Consider the following 15,972-nt stretch of genomic DNA (forward strand, 5'->3'; position numbering starts at 1 on the left):
CGCCGCGGAGGGTGCTCGCCCTCGGCCGGACGGCCACCGGTCCGCCGACGCGTCAGGCGGGGTCGAACGCGATCGTCACGGCGTCGCCGACGCGGCGGTAGCCCATGGCCAGGTAGATCGCGTTCGACGTCGGGTTGGCGAGGTCGGTGAAGAGCATGCACGCCTCGCCGGCGTCGAGCCGCTCGTTCGACAGGGCCGCGACGACGCCGCTGGCGTAGCCGTGCCCGCGCAGGGCGGGCGGGGTCCACACCCCGGAGACGCGGGTCAGGCCGCCGCTTGCGGGCGAGGCGTACGCCATCGACACGACTGTGCCGTCGTCGACCCACAGGCCGACCCGGCCATCAGCGACCTGAGCGTCGAGCCCCGGAGCGGCTCGCTGCCCGGGACCCTCGATGGCGTCGACGAACTCCTGGTGCCACGCGTCGACGACGGGAAGGTCCTCCGCCGTGGCGCGGCGGAACGTGCCCGGCACGTCGAACGGCACGACGGCCCGCCGGGGCAGTTCGAAACGGCCGACCTCCATCGAGGTCCGGGCCGAGCACCGCGTGTGTCGCACCCACTCGTCGGCGAACGCCTCGGCCGGCTCACGCAGCCCGCCCACACCCGGCAGGTCGTCACCCTGGCCGGCGAGCGCGACCGCCAGCGCCCGGGCGTCGTCCGAGGTGGCGAACGCGACGTGGAGGGGAAACGGCGGCGTGTGCATGAAGGCCGCGACGACGTCGGTGCCGTCGTGCCCCGCCCACCAGCGGGCGCCCGGGTAACGCGTCGGGTCGTGCAGGATGCCCGCGGTCACGCTCGCCACGACGCTGAGGGCCTGCGGCTCACGCTCGACGAGGCCGGCGAACCACGACACGGCCTCGGTGGGGTCGGAGGTCACGTGCAGCGTCAGCGGTGCAGGCATGCGTCCAATCTCGCAGACGCACAAGGACGGCCGCGCGCCGTTTTCGAGGCGTCGGCGCGCCGGCGTCGCGGTCAGGCGGCCGGGGCCACCCGGACCACGAGCTCGGCGTGGGTCATCGCGAACCACGCGTCGGGGTGGCTCGACCACGCGAGCCACGCCTCCCGCATCGCCTCGAGGTCCTCCTGCGTCGCGAGCCCGCGGTCGAGCGCCTGCGTCGCGAACGTCGAGTCGACGACGCGTCGGGCCCACACCCCGCCCCACCAGGCGCACTGCGCCGGCGTCGCGTAGGTCCACAGCGACGCCGTCGGCGTCAGCCGCGTCAGGCCCGCGGCGTGCGCCCACGCGAGCAGGTGCCGCCCGGCGTCGGGCTCGGCGTGGTTGAGGCGGGCGAGCCTCCGGTAGGTGTCGAGCCAGCGGGTCATGCCCTCCGACGCGGGGTGCCACACCATCGACGCGTAGTCGACGTCGCGGACGGCGACGACACCGCCCGGACGCGTCACGCGGGCCATCTCGCGCAGGGCACCCACCGGGTCGGTGAGGTGCTGGAGCACCTGGTGGGCGTGGGTCACGTCGAACGTCCCGTCGGCGTGGGGGAGCGCGGCCACGTCGGCGATCTCGAAACGCGTACGCTCGTCGCCGCGGGCCGCGGCGTGCCGGCGGGCCTCGACCAGCGGTCCTTCGACGTTCTCGACGCCGACGACCACCCCCGGTGCGACGGCCTCGGCGAGGTCGAGGGTGACGGTGCCCGGACCGCACCCGACGTCGAGCACCGAGAGGCCCGGACGCAGGTGCGGCAGCAGGTAGGCGGCCGAGTCGGCCGCGGTCCGCGCGCCGTGCGAGGCGAGGACGCTCGAGTGGTGCCCGTGCAGGTAGACGTCGGCCATGTCCGGACGCTACGCCGGGCGTCGGGAAGGCGCCGTGACGTCTCAGCGGTCCGGCATCTCCACCTCCCGGCGAAACGGGGTCGGAGTGCCGGACGCCCGCCCGATATCCTTCCGGGGTTCATCCGCGCTCACCCGAGCGACGCACCCGAAGGAGTCCCGGTGGCCCTGCACATGTCGTCCCTGTTCCTGCGAACTCTTCGCGAGGACCCGGCGGACGCAGAGGTCCCGAGCCACAAGCTGCTCGTCCGCGCCGGCTACGTGCGCCGCGTCAGCCCCGGGGTGTACACGTGGCTGCCCCTCGGCCTGCGCGTGCTGCGCAACGTCGAGCGCATCGTCCGCGAGGAGATGGACGCCATCGGCGCGCAGGAGCTGCTGTTCCCGGCGCTGCTGCCCCGCGAGCCCTTCGAGGCCACCGGCCGCTGGACCGAGTACGGCGACAACATCTTCCGGCTCCAGGACCGCAAGGGCGCCGAACACCTCCTCGGCCCGACGCACGAGGAGATGTTCACCCTCACGGTCAAGGACCTCTTCAGCTCCTACAAGGACCTGCCGCTCTCGATCTACCAGATCCAGACGAAGTACCGCGACGAGGCCCGTCCGCGCGCCGGTGTGCTCCGCGGCCGCGAGTTCGTCATGAAGGACTCCTACTCCTTCGACGTCGACACGGCCGGGCTCGACAAGAGCTACCAGCTGCACCGCGAGGCCTACGTCCGGATCTTCGACCGGCTCGGCTTCCACTACGTCATCGTCGAGGCGATGGCCGGAGCGATGGGCGGCAGCAAGAGCGAGGAGTTCCTCGCCACCGCCGAGGTCGGCGAGGACACCTACGTCCACTGCACCAGCTGCGGCTACGCCGCCAACGTCGAGGCCGTCCGGGTTCCCGCACCCGACGCCGTCGGCTGGGACGGCGTCCCGGCCGCGCACGCCGAGGACACCCCCGACACCCCGACCATCGAGACGCTCGTCGCCCACCTCAACGAGCGCTTCCCCCGCGAGGACCGCTCGTGGACGGCCGGCGACACGCTCAAGAACGTCGTCGTCGTGCTCGTGCACCCCGACGGCACCCGCGAGCCGCTCGCCATCGGCGTGCCCGGCGACCGCGAGGTCGACGAGAAGCGCCTCGGCGCCCAAGTCGAGCCGGCCGAGGTCGAGGCGTTCACCGAGGCCGACTTCGCCGCCAACCCGGCGCTCGTCAAGGGCTACATCGGCCCCGGCGCGCTCGGCACCGAGGGCAGCACCGGCATCCGCTACCTGCTCGACCCGCGGATCGGCGAGGGCACCCGCTGGGTCACCGGCGCCAACGTCGCCGGGCAGCACGTCATCGACCTCGTCGCGGGCCGCGACTTCACCGCCGACGGCACCATCGAGGCCGCCGAGGTGCGCCCCGGTGACCCGTGCCCGACGTGCGACCACACGCTCTCGAGCGCGCGCGGCATCGAGATGGGTCACGTCTTCCAGCTCGGCACGAAGTACGCCGAGGCGCTCGACCTCAAGGTCCTCGACCAGAACGGCAAGCTCGTCACCGTCGTCATGGGCTCCTACGGCGTCGGTGTGTCGCGCGCCGTCGCGTGCGTCGTCGAGGGCAACCACGACGACGCCGGGATCATCTGGCCGCGCGAGCTGTCGCCGGTCGACGTGCACATCGTCGTGGCCGGCAAGGACGAGGCGATGTTCGTCAAGGCCGAGGAGATCGCGCGCGAGCTCGAGACCCAGGGCCTGTCGGTGCTCGTCGACGACCGCAAGGGCGTCAGCCCCGGCGTGAAGTTCAAGGACTCCGAGCTCGTCGGCGTGCCGACGATCGTCGTCGTCGGGCGTGGCCTGGCCGACGGCGTCGTGGAGGTCAAGGACCGACGCTCGGGCGAGCGTCGCGAGGTGGCCGTCGACGAGGTCGTGCCGGTCGTCACCGCCGAGGTCACCGCCGAGGTCGAGCGCTCGTGACGACGGGCGACCTTCCGGGCCGCCCCGCCGGGGGTGCCCGCCCCGTGCGCGCCGTCATCTTCGACTGGGGCGGCACCATCACGCCGTGGCACACGGTGGACATGCGCGCCCAGTGGACGACGTTCGTGGACGCCGTCGGCCTGCTCGCCTGCTCCCGCGACGACCTCGCCTCCGCCCTGTACGCCGCAGAGGACCGCGCGTGGCAGCGCGGCCGCGCCGAGGGCGCGAGCGCGCGGCTGCACGAGATCCTCGCCGAGTGCGGGCTCGAGCCGGGCCATGCCACGACCGAGGCCGGCCTCACCGCCTACCGCGACTTCTGGGAGCCGCACACGCTGACCCACCCGGACATCACCCCGCTGTGGGAAGCCTTGCGCGCCAACGACATCCGGGTCGGTGTGCTGTCCAACACGATCTGGGACCGCGACTACCACCGTGGCATCTTCGAGCGTGACGAGGTCCTGCACCTCATCGACGGCGACGTCTACTCGAGCGAGACGCCGTGGGTGAAGCCGCAGACGGAGATCTTCGTGCACGCGGCCGAGGTCCTCGGCGTCGACCCGGGGGAGTGCGCCTACGTCGGGGACCGCTCCTACGAGGACGTCCACGGCCCGCAGCAGGCCGGCATGCGGGCGATCTGGATCCCGCACTCGCAGATCCCCGTCGACCAGCAGGTCTCCCACGAGGCGACGCCCGACGCGGTGGCGCACGAGCTGCTCGAGATCGCCACCATCGTGGCCGCCTGGAACGAGGGTGCGGACGGCGTGACCGCGCCGTGAGCGACCCGACCCTGACGACGCTGGCACTGCTCGGCGTCGCCGCCTTCGCCGCGGGCTGGATCGATGCCGTCGTCGGCGGCGGCGGGCTCGTCCAGCTGCCGGCGCTGCTCGTCCTGCTCCCCGGGGCGAGCCCTGCCCAGCTGCTCGCGACGAACAAGTTCGGCTCGATCTTCGGTACGGCGACGAGCTCGGTGACCTACTACCGACGCGTCAAGCCCGACCTGCGCACCGCCCTGCCGATGGCGGGCGTCGCGTTCGTCGGCTCGATCCTCGGCGCCGTCATCGGCCTGCACATCCCGAAGTCGGCGTTCAACCCGATCATCCTCGTGCTGCTCGTCGCCGTCGGCGCGTACACGCTCCTGAAGCCCGACCTCGGCCGGGAGTCGATGCGGCGGTTCCACGGGGCCCGGCACGTCGTGCTCGCCATGCTCACCGGCTTCGTCATCGGTGTCTACGACGGCGCGCTCGGGCCCGGCACGGGGTCCTTCCTCGTCTTCGCCCTCGTCGGGCTGCTCGGGTACGCGTTCCTCGAGGCGAGCGCCAAGGCGAAGATCACGAACTGCGCGACGAACCTCGGCGCACTCGCCGTGTTCGCTCCGATGGGCCTGGTCATCCTCAAGGTCGGCGTCGTGATCGCCGGGGCCAACCTGCTCGGCGGGTACGTCGGGGCGCGCACCGCCGTGGCCCGCGGCAGCGGTTTCGTGCGTGCCGTCTTCGTCGTCATCGTCACGGCGTTCATCGTCAAGATCGGCGGGAGCCTCCTCGGCATCTGGCCCTGACGGCCTCGACACGTCCCGCGTCGCCGGTGCGCACCCACTCGTCCCGGGACTGCCCCGTCCCCCCTTTCCTTCATCGAGTGAGCGCTTCGTCCCACCCGTCACACGGCCCACGTCGTGGACCCCACCGAGGCTGTGACGCGCGAGGCTGGGTGCTCACTCGACCATGGGGGTGGCGTTGCCCTTCTCGATCGAGTCAGCGCTGCGCCCCATCCGTCCCACTGGTCACCCGAGGACGTGCGGCGACTGTGACGCGTGTGGCTGGGTGCTCACTCGACCATGGGGTGGCGTTGCCCTTCTCGATCGAGTGAGCGCTGCGCCCCATCCGTCCCACTGGTCACCCGAGGACGTGCGGCGACTGTGACGCGTGTGGCTGGGTGCTCACTCGACCATGGGGTGGCGTTGCCCTTCTCGATCGAGTGAGCGCTGCGCCCCATCCGTCCCACTGGTCACCCGAGGACGTGCGGCGACTGTGACGCGTGTGGCTGGGTGCTCACTCGACCATGGGGTGGCGTTGCCCTTCTCGATCGAGTGAGCGCTGCGCCCCATCCGTCCCACTGGTCACCCGAGGACGTGCGGCGACTGTGACGCGTGTGGCTGGGTGCTCACTCGACGCAGGACTGGTGGAGGCCGCACCACACGATGTGAGCGGGTGCGCCGAGCTGGCGCGGGTCGCACCGGCGGGTGACCGATTCGTGCTCATACTCGCGTCCTGTGTGTCCCACAGGAGAATCACAGCGCGGATCGTGAATGTTCAACCATGAGCGCAGTCGTCACCTCCGAGGGCACTCCCTTGAGTCATGCCGCCCCGGACGCCGGAACCGCCGGGCACCGCCCCTTCGGCATCGCCCGAGGGCGGATGCCGCTGTGGTGGCGTGACGCCTCGGCCGCCGTGGCGTGGGCACTGGTCCTCTTCGTCGTGGCCCTGTGGGTCGCCGGCGGCGGGCTCACCGCCTTCGGCACCGTCGGCGACGCGCTGACGAACGTCGGGCGCCTCTTCGGGCTGGTGGCGTCGGTGCTCATCCTGCTGCAGGTGCTCCTCATGGCGCGCATCCCGATCGTCGAGCAGGCCTGGGGCCAGGACGAGCTCGCGCGGGTGCACCGCCTCGTCGGGTTCACCTCGTTCAACCTCATGCTGGCCCACATCGTGCTGACGATCCTCGGCTACGACCAGGGCACCAACCTCGGGGTCGTCGGCACGTTCCTCGACGAGGTGCTCCACTCGCCGGGCATGCTCCTCGCCCTGGCCGGGGCGATCGCGCTCGTCATGGTCGTCGTCACCTCGGTCCGTGCCGCCCGCCGCCGGCTGCGGTACGAGTCGTGGCACCTGCTGCACCTCTACGCCTACCTCGGCGCCGGCCTCGCCCTGCCGCACCAGCTGTGGACCGGCCAGGACTTCCGCTCCAACACCGTGGCCGCGGTCTTCTGGTGGGGCCTCTACGGGGCCTCGCTCGCCGCGGTCCTCGTCTACCGCGTCGGGCTGCCGGTGTTCCGCTCGCAGCGGCACCGGCTCGTCGTCACCGACGTCGTCACCGAGTCACCGACCGTCACGTCGGTCACCGTCGCCGGGCGCCACCTGCACCGGCTCCCCGTCCGTGCCGGCCAGTTCTTCCAGTGGCGCTTCCTGGACGGTCCGGGCTGGACGCGCGCCAACCCCTACAGCCTCTCGGCGGCGCCCGACGGGCGCACCCTCCGGATCACGGCCGCCGCGGTCGGTGACGGCAGCAGCCGCCTGGCGGCCCTGCGGCCCGGCACGAAGGTGCTCCTCGAGGGTCCGTACGGCCGCCTGCACGCCGGCGTCGCCACCCGCGACAAGGCGGTGCTCATCGGTGCGGGCATCGGCATCACCCCGCTGCGTGCGCTCCTCGAGGACCTGCCGGCCGGCCCCGACGCCACCGTCGTCATCTACCGGGTGAGCCGCGAGTCCGACATCGTACTGGCCGACGAGCTGCTCGACCTCGCCCGCGCGAAGGGCGCCCGCGTCGTCGCAGTCATCGGGCCGCGGGCCAGTGGCCGCGACAGCTGGCTCCCGCAGGACGCCGCCCACCTCTCCGACGCCGAGGCCCTCCTGCGCATCGTCCCCGACGTCGCCTACCGCGACGTCTACGTCTGCGGCACCCCCGCGTGGATGGACCTCGTCATCGACGCCGCCCACGCCGCCGGGGTCGCCCCGGACGCCGTCCACCACGAGCGCTTCAGCTACTGACCAGCGGCCCTGCCGCGTCACGAGCCCCCACGACCGTACGAACCCACGAAACGAGACCCACACCATGCGACGCATCGTCATCTGGGCCATGAGCACGCTGACCGTGCTCGTCCTGCTCTTCAGCTACAGCACCTCCCGGTCCTCGACCGCAGCGGTGGCGACGGCCGAGATGCGTCAGGTCACCGCGAGCACCAAGCAGCAGACGACGACCTCGGGGGGCGCGTCGGGCGGCGCGGACGGGTCGAGCTCCGGCGGGTCGAGCTCCGGCGGGTCGAGCTCCGGCGGGTCGAGCTCGTCCGGCTCCACCGACTCGTCGGGGTCGACGGACGCGTCAGGTTCGGGCTCGTCGTCCGGCTCGAGCGGCTCGAGCGGCTCGAGCGCGGCGAAGACCTACGACGGCGACGCCTTCGGGACGCGCTACGGCGACGTGCAGGTCCAGATCACCGTGCAGAGCGGCAAGATCACCGACGTCAACGTGCTCCAGGTGCCGTACAACGACCGCCACGACCAGATGATCAACTCGCAGGCCGTGCCGATCTACAACAGCGAGGCCGTGCAGGCCCAGTCGGCGAACATCGACGTCGTCTCCGGCGCGACCGTGACCTGGGAGGGCTACACGCAGTCGCTCCAGTCGGCCATCGACAAGGCGAACATCTGACCGCCGTACGGCGGCCGGACACCGACGCAAGGAGGACGATGTGAACGTGGATGCCAAGCCCCGGGCGACGCCGGCTCGCCGTGCCTGGGTCGAGCAGGTCATGGGGATGCCGGTGAGCATCCACCTGCGCGGCCCCGGCGCGGAGGCTCCCGCGGCCGAGGCCGCCGTGGCCGCCGCCTACGCGCTGCTGCGCGAGATGGACGCGACGTTCTCGACCTACCGCGACGACTCCGACCTCATGCGCCTGCGCCGCGAGGAGATCGAGCTGTCCGAGGCGAGCCCGCGCGTCGCGGAGGCGCTCGCGATCGGCGAGGAGGCCGAGCGCGTCACCGGAGGCGCCTTCACGACGCTGTTGCCCACCCCCGACGGCGACCTCGCGTTCGACCCCACCGGACTCGTGAAGGGCTGGGCGGTCGACCTCGCGGCCGAGCACCTCGTCGGACTGCCGGGGACGTCGTACTGCGTCAACGCCGGTGGGGACCTGCTCATCGGCGCCCACCCCGACCTGCCCCTCGAGGGCCCGGACGCGATCACCTGGCGGGTCGGCATCGAGGACCCGCTCGACCGCAGCCAGATCGCGAGCACCGTCAGCCTGACGCACGGTGCCGTCGCGACCTCGGGCACGGCGGCCCGCGGCGCGCACCTCTACGACCCGGCGACCGGTGAGCAGGTCGGGCGCCAGGGGTCGGTGACCGTCGTCGGCCCGCGCCTCGTCTGGGCCGACATCTGGGCCACCGCTCTGTTCGTCGGGGGAGCGGCGGCCCGCGAGCGCTTCGCGTCGACGGCGCGCGACTACCTGTCGACCGAGCTGTGACCGGGCCGAATGCCCGCGACCCAGGGGCCTTTCCACCGCTTGTCCGATTCGCCGCATTCGCCCTGCTTCGTTACTGAATCACCCTGTGCCGCAAGGCCGCTCATCCGAATTGTCGGATGGACGGCCTTGCGGCTTTCTTGCGCAAAGCCTGCATTCAATAGCACGCCGTCTTGTGGTTGCCCCGACACAGTGGTCACTGCCAGACAGCAACGAGACGACGTCGGCGGGCCGACCACGGACCACTGACCTCGGCGCACCAGGCCGGGTGGGGACCTCGCCCGGTGCGCCGCGGCCCGTCGTGGGGGAGAGACGACGGAGCCACCACCAGGGTGGCCGGGTCGGGTAGGGACCCGGCCCGGTCACCCCGCCCGGGGGGCCCGGGAGCAGGCACCGAGCAGGACTGGGAGGGGAGACCGAAGTGAGCGCGACGACCAGCAGGGCCCTCGATTCGTGGCCGTTGTGCCGGGACGGCTCGCGTCGAGCCTCCGACGCCACCGCCTCCCTCCAGGCGGCAGCCAGGGGGGCGCGACAGAGCTGGGTGGCCTGGGGCGTGCTCGGTGTCGCAGTCCTGGCCGCCCCGCCCCGGAGCTGGACCGAGGACACCACCGCGAAGGAGCGCACCGATGTGTGAGACGCCGCTGCACGTGGCAGCCGACCTCGAGCCGGTCTTCGAGCCCGGCACCCTGTTCACCCTCGGCGAGGAGCTCGAGAGCCAGCAGGTGGCCACATCGGTCGCCCGGACCTACCTGCGCCTGCTCGCCGAGCGCGTCGGACGCGTCGAGGCGGCGCTGACGACCGGCGACCTCGACGGGGCCCTCGAGGTCCTGCTCAGCCTGCGGGTCACGTCGGGAACGGTGGGCGCCCGGCGCCTCGCCGCCCGCACGACCCTCGTCATCGACGCCCTCGAGCGGGGCGACACCGAGCACACGTGGGAGTGCCTCGGAGATCTCGCGCGCGACACCGCGGAGACGGAGGCGGCCCTCTGGCTGCACCTGTCCGGGTCGGAGCGCGGCTAGACCGCGGCGGACCGGTGGTCGGCTGGGTGGGCCGGACCGGTCGGGTGAGCGCCGTGGGGTAGGAGCCGGACGTCTACAGGGCGTCCGGCTCCTCCATGCGGTAGCCGACGCCGCGCACGGTGCGGATGAGCGGGCGGGAGCCCTCGGGTGCAGCCCGGGTCAGCTTGCGGCGCAGGTTGCCGACGTGCACCTCGACGAGGTGCTCCTCCGACGACCATCCGGCGCCCCAGAGCGTGTCGAGCAGGACGGCCCGCGACCAGACGCGGCGCGGGGCTGCGAGCATCGTCGTCAGCAGGTCGAACTCCGTGCGCGTCAGCTCGACCTCGGTCTCGTCGACGGTCACGGTGCGGCTCTCGGTGTCGACGGCAAGCAGTCCGTGGCGGACCACGGGATCCGCGTCGCCGGCGTCGGAACGGTGCCCCCGTGCGGTGTGCCCTGCAGGCCCGGCGAGCCCGGCGTCGTGTCCGTTGGTGATCGGGTGCGCGGTCGGGTCCGGGGCTCCGGCCCCGTGGACGCCGTTGGCGCCGTTGGTGCCGTTGGTGCCGACGACGGGAATCGGGCCGGTGGCGCCGGCGGACGGGTCCCAGGACGTTCGGGGCCGGCGCAGCAGGGCATTGACCCGCACCTGCAGCTCGCGCGGGCTGAACGGCTTGGTCAGGTAGTCGTCGGCACCGGTCTCGAGGCCCATGAGGCGGTCGATCTCCTCGGTGCGGGCGCTGATCATGATGATGTACGCCTGGCTCGTCTCGCGGACCCGGCGGCACACTTCGATGCCGTCGAGGTCGGGCAGGCCGAGGTCGAGGGTGACGAGGTCGGGGTCGGTCGAGGTGACGAGGTCGATGGCCTCGCGGCCGCTGCGCGCGACGGCGACGGCGAAGCCCTGCATGCCGAGGCTGTGCGTGATGAGCTGACGGATGTCGTCGTCGTCCTCGACGACGACTGCTCTGCGCTCGGTGCCCGTCATGCGTGGATTGTGACAGATGGGGCGGATGACGCACCCACGAACCGGAACAAGTGGACGCCGCGATCTTGCGGATTTCTTGCATCTGGGGCCCCGGCTGCGTTGCGGTCCGTCGCCGAGACTGGACCCGGGCCGTCCGAGATGCCCCGGGAAACCCCTGACTCCCGTGGGCCTCGGACGGTCCGTCGGATCCGTGGCCCTCGGGCTGCCCGGGAGGGGCGGACACCGGAGCGCGCAACCGGGGCTCCGGCGTCCGCCGCCACGACCGAGCCCGAGCCCGAGCCAACCCCCGAGCCAACGCCCGGCCCCACGGTCGAGCGCACGCCCGACCGCGCCGCAGGTCCGTGGTCCGTCAGAGCGCGGCGAGCCGCCCCGCGAGGGCGTCCGGGTCCGTGACCGGCAGGTCGCACACCATGCCGCGGCACACGTAGGCTGTCGGCCGGCCGCCCGACAGCGGCCGGCCCGCGAGCAGCGGCACGCCGGGGGCCTCGGGCGACCCGGCCACGACGACGGCGCCCGGCCGCGGGCTGCGCCGCGCGATGTCGAGCAGTGCCGACGCGTCCGGGCCGGTGCCGACGACGGCCACCTGCACCGGCCCGTCGAGCAGTGCCTCGGCCACCGCGAGGGTCCACCCGCCGAAGCGCGGCTCGCGCGCGGCGAGCCCGAGCCCCGCAGCGACGGCGGCCCGACCCACGGCCAGGGCCTCGGCGTCGCCGGTCAGCGCCCCGAGGGCCACGAAGGCGCCCGCGAGGGCGGACTGGCCCGACGGCTCGGCGTTGTCGGCGGCGCTGCGGGGGCGCAGGTAGAGCGGCTCGGCGTCGGCGGCGGTGTCGTGGAAGCCGCCGTCCTCAGCGGCGAAGGCGCGGGCACCGTCGAGGACGGTGCGGGCGTGCGCCAGCCACGACGCGTCGCCGGTGGCCCGGTGCAGGGCGAGCAGCCCCTCCGCGAGGTTGCCGTGGTCGTCGGCGACCGCGCGCGCGTCGCCGCCTCGGCCGCCGCGCGAGGCCCGCAGCAGGACGCCGTCGCGCACGTGGACCTCGAGGACGTGCCGGGCACAGCGTGCCGCGGCCTCGACCCAGGCCGGCTCGCCGAGGAGCGCGCCGGCGTCGGCGAGGGCGGCGACGGCGAGACCGTTCCACGACGTGACGAGCTTGTCGTCGCGCGCCGGCTGCGGGCGCCGGCCACGAGCATCGAGCAGACGCGCCCGGACTCCGTCGAACCACCCCCGGTCGTCGGGGTCGCGAACCAGCTGGAGGGTCGAGCTGCCGTGCTCGAAGGTGCCCGCGTCCGTGACGCCGAACAGCCCCGCCACGACGCCGCCCTCTTCGTCGAGCACCTCACGCAGCTGCGCGGGCGTCCACGCGTACGTCAGGCCCTCGACGCCGTCGGCGTCCGCGTCGAGCGAGGAGGCGAACCCGCCCTCGGGCGTGAGCAGGTCGCGCAGGAGGAACGTCGCGGTCTCGCGGACGGCGCGCTCGGCGAGGTCGCCGCCGCCGAGGCGCCACCACGACGCGTAGGCGCGCAGCAGCAGCGCGTTGTCGTAGAGCATCTTCTCGAAGTGCGGCACCACCCAGTCGGCGTCGACGGCGTACCGGGCGAAGCCGCCGCCGAGCTGGTCGTAGAGGCCGCTGCGGGCCATCCGGTCGAGGGTCCGCGACGCGAGCTCGAGCGCCGTCGGGTCGCCCGTGCGGGCGTGGTGGCGCAGCAGGAACTCGAGCACCATGGACGGCGGGAACTTCGGCGCCCCGCCGAATCCTGCTGAGCGCGAGTCGAACTGGCGAGCCAGGAGCGCGACTGCGTTCTCGAGCAGGTCCGGTGCGGGCTCGAGCGGGTCGGGGGAGCGCAGGCCCTCTCGGAGGGCGCCGGCGATGTGCGTGCCCGACGCGCGCACCTCGTCCTCGCGGGTGCGCCACGCCTCGTCGAGGGCGGCGAGCATGCGCAGGAAGTGGTCGCGCGGGAAGTAGGTGCCGGCGAAGAACGGCTCGCCCTCCGGGGTGAGGAACACCGTCATCGGCCACCCGCCCTGGCCCGTCGTCGCCGTCACGGCCGACATGTACACCGCGTCGATGTCGGGCCGTTCCTCACGGTCGACCTTGACCGCCACGAACCGCGCGTTGACGGCGGCCGCGACGGTGTCGTCCTCGAAGGACTCGTGGGCCATGACGTGGCACCAGTGGCAGGCCGCGTACCCGACCGACAGGAGCACCGGCACGTTGCGCTCCCGGGCCTCGGCGAACGCGTCCGCGCCCCACTCCTGCCAGTCCACCGGGTTGTCCTGGTGCTGCAGGAGATACGGACTCGTCGAGTGAGCCAAACGGTTCACGGACCAACCTTCCGCTCAGGACCGAACCGCCCCGGGAGGTCCGGAGGCTTGCCGGTGACACAGCCCCCAGCGCCCGCTGGGGGCTGTGTCGAGCGTAGTCGGCGGCTCAGCGGACGGCGTACCGGCGCCGCGCGACGCCCAGGCCGACCAGGGAGATCACGGCGACCGCCATGTAGTAGAAGCTCGGCGCGCTCAGGGAGTCGGTCAGGCTGATGAGCCACGTCAGCACGAGCGGAGCGATGCCGCCCATCACGGTGACGCCCACGTTGTAGGCGACCGAGACGCCGGTGGCCCGCACGTCCCTGGGGAACAGGACGGTCAGCAGCGCAGGGAGCGGGCCGAAGTAGAACGCCATGATGACGCCGAGAACGCCGATGGCGGCGACGAGAACCGGCACGGTGGGCGAGGCGATGACCACCGCGAACAACGGCCAGGCGAACACGAGCGCACCCACCGCTGCCCAGAGCATCACCGTGACGGGCCCGACGCGGTCCGCCAGGCGACCCACCAGCGGGACCCCCACCATGGTGACGACTCCCGCCACCACACCTCCGAGGTAGGCAGCGCTCGCCGGCACGCCGAGGTTCTTCACCGCGTAGGTGGGCATGAACAGGATGAGGTAGACGGAGATCGTGGCGACGCCGACGCACGCCGCGCCCGTGAGAACCCGTCCGAGGTGGTCCGTCAGGGTCGCCCGGATCGGCGTCTCGTGAGCCGTGCCCTCGGTGAACTCCTTCGTCTCGGACAGCCGCGCCCGGATGTACAGGCCCACCGGACCGATCAGGCATCCGAGGACGAACGGGATGCGCCAGCCCCAGGAGTAGAGGTCCTGCTTCGAGAGCTGGTTGAACAGGACGTAGCCGAACGCCGAGGCGAGGAACATCGAGATGCCCTGGGCCGCCACCTGCCACGACGCGTAGTACGCCTTCCGGTGCGGTGCGGTCTCGACCAGGAAGGTCGTCGCCGTGCCGAACTCGCCACCGGCCGAGAAGCCCTGGACGAGGCGTGAGACGAGGATGATGACGCCCGCCCAGGCGCCGACCGCCGAGTAGGTCGGCGCTGCCGCCATCAGGAGCGTGCCGACCATCATGAGCAGCAGCGTGAGCGTGAGCGCCTTCTTGCGCCCGTGCCGATCGCCGAAGCCGCCGATCACCATGCCGCCGAGAGGTCGGACCAGGTAGGAGATGGCGAACGTGGCGAAGGTGAGGATCAGCCCGAGCGTCTGGTCGCCCTCCGGGAAGAAGTTCTCCGCGATGACGATGGCGAACGAGGCGTAGACGATGATGTCGAACCACTCGAGGGCAGCGCCGATCGAGCTGCTGATGACGGCCTTGCGTGCTTGGGCGAGGCGTTCGGGGGTCACGTCCGTGGCGGCGTGGGTGAGGACGGTCATGGTGCTCCTTGGATGAGGACGGGCTGTCACGGGCGCTGGTCGGCGCGCAGGTGGCGGAGGAGGTTGTCGAGGAAGGAGTCGCAACGGTCGATCTCGTCGAGCTCGACGAACTCGTCCGGGGCGTGGGCCTGGGCGATGTCGCCGGGTCCGCACACGACCGTCGGGATCCCGGCCCGGTGGAAGAGGCCGGCCTCCGTGCCGTAGGCCACCTTCTCCCGCGACGGGAGGCCACCCAGCTGCCCGACCAGCTCGATCACGTCCGCGTCCTCGGCGGTTTCCAGGCCGGGCGCCTGGGCGCCGATGGACACCTCCACGCGCGCCTCCGGGTTCTCCTCCCGCATCAGCGCTTCGACGCGAGCGGCCTCAGCGCGGAACCTGGCGACCGTCGCGTCGACGTCCACGGTCGCGAGCGCGCGGAACTCGAACGCGAGAGCGCACTCGGCAGGGACCGTGTTGACGGCGATGCCGCCCTCGATCTGGTTGACCGTGGCGGTGGTGAACGGGACGTCGTAGTGGTCGTCGAACGGTCCGGCAACCCGGAACTCGTCCGCCACCTCACGGACGTAACGGACGAGGTGCGCTGCGTACTCGATCGCATTGACGCCGTGCGGCGTGCGGGAGGAGTGCGCGGCGACGCCGTGGAAGGTGACCCGGAGCATCGTCAACGCCTTGTGGCCGCGGATCACGCGCATGCTGGTCGGCTCGCCGACGATGCACGCGCGTGGCCGGAGCCCACGGCGGACGATCTCGTCGACGAGGGAGACGGCGCCGACGCAGCCGACCTCCTCGTCGTAGGAGAAGGCCAGGTGCACCGGCTCGCGCAGGGGAGTGCCGGCCAGCTGCGGCACCTGCGCCGCCACCGACCCGACGAAGCCCTTCATGTCGCACGTGCCGCGCCCGTAGAGACGGCCGTCCCGCACCTCGGGCACGAACGGCTCGCTGGCCCAGTCCTGCCCGTCCACCGGCACGACATCGGTGTGGCCCGACAGGACGATCCCGCCGGTCGTCGACCCGTCGGCCGCCGGGAAGGTCGCGAGCAGGTTGGCCTTGGTGCCGTCCTCGTTCGGGATGAGGACGGGCTCCACCCCGTGCGCCCGGATCTCCGCAGCGAGCAGCTCGATGAGCTCGAGGTTGCTGTCGCGACTCGTGGTGTCGATCCGCAGCAGCCTGGTGATCCACTCGAGGCTGGGCGTCCGGGTGAGGGCGGCCTCACTCGAGGATGCGGCGAGGCCGGCTGCGGTCTCAGGGGGCATGTGTCGGCTCCGTCGGTCGAGAGGTCCAGTGCGGCGTTTGGTGCTGTCCTGCAGTGACGCGAGGATGGCAGTC

The 15,972-nt window shown here is 72.5% G+C and carries 13 protein-coding genes; 7 read left to right on the top strand and 6 right to left on the bottom strand.

Going from position 1 to position 15,972, the window contains the following annotated elements; all coding sequences use genetic code 11:
- Window positions 1-52 precede the first annotated feature (52 nt).
- Both RY076_RS07625 and RY076_RS07630 read right to left on the bottom strand, forming a co-directional pair.
- Window positions 53-901 carry a GNAT family N-acetyltransferase gene (locus tag RY076_RS07625; RefSeq protein WP_323097004.1) on the bottom strand — a complete coding sequence of 283 codons (849 nt, stop codon included), beginning with the start codon at window positions 899-901 and terminating at the stop codon, window positions 53-55.
- A gap of 71 nt (window positions 902-972) precedes the next feature.
- Window positions 973-1,785 carry a methyltransferase domain-containing protein gene (locus tag RY076_RS07630; protein ID WP_323097005.1) on the bottom strand — a complete coding sequence of 271 codons (813 nt, stop codon included), beginning with the start codon at window positions 1,783-1,785 and terminating at the stop codon, window positions 973-975.
- A 159-nt stretch (window positions 1,786-1,944) separates the two neighbouring features.
- On the opposite strand from RY076_RS07630, the gene RY076_RS07635 reads away from it, so the two are divergent.
- The 7 genes from RY076_RS07635 (at window position 1,945) to RY076_RS07665 (ending at window position 9,969) form a co-directional block, all read left to right on the top strand.
- Window positions 1,945-3,723: a proline--tRNA ligase gene (locus RY076_RS07635; RefSeq protein WP_323097006.1), complete on the top strand. Its 1,779-nt coding sequence runs from the start codon at window positions 1,945-1,947 to the stop codon at window positions 3,721-3,723.
- On the top strand, window positions 3,720-4,499 hold the full coding sequence (locus RY076_RS07640; RefSeq protein ID WP_323097007.1) for an HAD family hydrolase: 780 nt from the start codon (window positions 3,720-3,722) through the stop codon (window positions 4,497-4,499). The genes RY076_RS07635 and RY076_RS07640 overlap by 4 nt, the downstream gene beginning before the upstream one ends.
- Window positions 4,496-5,278: a TSUP family transporter gene (locus RY076_RS07645; RefSeq protein ID WP_323097008.1), complete on the top strand. Its 783-nt coding sequence runs from the start codon at window positions 4,496-4,498 to the stop codon at window positions 5,276-5,278. The genes RY076_RS07640 and RY076_RS07645 overlap by 4 nt, the downstream gene beginning before the upstream one ends.
- Window positions 5,279-6,035: 757 nt before the next feature.
- Window positions 6,036-7,481, top strand: a complete 1,446-nt coding sequence (locus RY076_RS07650) for a ferredoxin reductase family protein (protein WP_323097009.1) — start codon at window positions 6,036-6,038, stop codon at window positions 7,479-7,481.
- A gap of 64 nt (window positions 7,482-7,545) precedes the next feature.
- On the top strand, window positions 7,546-8,139 hold the full coding sequence (locus tag RY076_RS07655; protein WP_323097010.1) for an FMN-binding protein: 594 nt from the start codon (window positions 7,546-7,548) through the stop codon (window positions 8,137-8,139).
- Between the two features lie 46 nt (window positions 8,140-8,185).
- Window positions 8,186-8,953, top strand: coding sequence for an FAD:protein FMN transferase (locus RY076_RS07660; RefSeq protein WP_323097011.1), 768 nt, complete (start codon window positions 8,186-8,188; stop codon window positions 8,951-8,953).
- A 623-nt stretch (window positions 8,954-9,576) separates the two neighbouring features.
- The gene (locus RY076_RS07665) at window positions 9,577-9,969 is read left to right on the top strand and encodes a hypothetical protein (RefSeq protein WP_323097012.1); all 393 of its coding nucleotides are present in this window, start codon (window positions 9,577-9,579) and stop codon (window positions 9,967-9,969) included.
- A 73-nt stretch (window positions 9,970-10,042) separates the two neighbouring features.
- On the opposite strand, the gene RY076_RS07670 is transcribed toward RY076_RS07665, so the two are convergent.
- The 4 genes from RY076_RS07670 to argE all read right to left on the bottom strand — a co-directional run bounded on the left by RY076_RS07670 (window position 10,043) and on the right by argE (window position 15,899).
- Window positions 10,043-10,933, bottom strand: a complete 891-nt coding sequence (locus tag RY076_RS07670; protein ID WP_323097013.1) for a response regulator transcription factor — start codon at window positions 10,931-10,933, stop codon at window positions 10,043-10,045.
- Window positions 10,934-11,282: 349 nt separating this feature from the next.
- Entirely contained in the window at window positions 11,283-13,253 is a 1,971-nt protein-coding gene (locus RY076_RS07675; protein WP_323097014.1) for a thioredoxin domain-containing protein, read from the bottom strand.
- A gap of 106 nt (window positions 13,254-13,359) precedes the next feature.
- Complete coding sequence (locus tag RY076_RS07680) at window positions 13,360-14,646, bottom strand: MFS transporter (protein ID WP_323097015.1); 1,287 nt, start codon at window positions 14,644-14,646, stop codon at window positions 13,360-13,362.
- A gap of 26 nt (window positions 14,647-14,672) precedes the next feature.
- Window positions 14,673-15,899 carry an acetylornithine deacetylase gene (gene argE / locus RY076_RS07685; protein ID WP_323097016.1) on the bottom strand — a complete coding sequence of 409 codons (1,227 nt, stop codon included), beginning with the start codon at window positions 15,897-15,899 and terminating at the stop codon, window positions 14,673-14,675.
- Between the last annotated feature and the right edge of the window lie 73 nt (window positions 15,900-15,972).

Source organism: Intrasporangium zincisolvens (assembly GCF_034724055.1).
In the GTDB taxonomy this organism is placed as follows: Bacteria; Actinomycetota; Actinomycetes; order Actinomycetales; family Dermatophilaceae; genus Monashia; species Monashia zincisolvens.

Bases quoted from the DNA above. Each gene is read 5' to 3' on its own strand.
- RY076_RS07625 (WP_323097004.1), bottom strand. From the start codon at position 901: ATGCCTGCACCGCTGACGCTGCACGTGACCTCCGACCCCACCGAGGCC.
- RY076_RS07630 (WP_323097005.1), bottom strand. From the start codon at position 1,785: ATGGCCGACGTCTACCTGCACGGGCACCACTCGAGCGTCCTCGCCTCG.
- RY076_RS07650 (WP_323097009.1), top strand. From the start codon at position 6,036: ATGAGCGCAGTCGTCACCTCCGAGGGCACTCCCTTGAGTCATGCCGCC.
- RY076_RS07655 (WP_323097010.1), top strand. From the start codon at position 7,546: ATGCGACGCATCGTCATCTGGGCCATGAGCACGCTGACCGTGCTCGTC.
- RY076_RS07665 (WP_323097012.1), top strand. From the start codon at position 9,577: ATGTGTGAGACGCCGCTGCACGTGGCAGCCGACCTCGAGCCGGTCTTC.
- RY076_RS07670 (WP_323097013.1), bottom strand. From the start codon at position 10,933: ATGACGGGCACCGAGCGCAGAGCAGTCGTCGTCGAGGACGACGACGAC.
- RY076_RS07680 (WP_323097015.1), bottom strand. From the start codon at position 14,646: ATGACCGTCCTCACCCACGCCGCCACGGACGTGACCCCCGAACGCCTC.
- argE (WP_323097016.1), bottom strand. From the start codon at position 15,899: ATGCCCCCTGAGACCGCAGCCGGCCTCGCCGCATCCTCGAGTGAGGCC.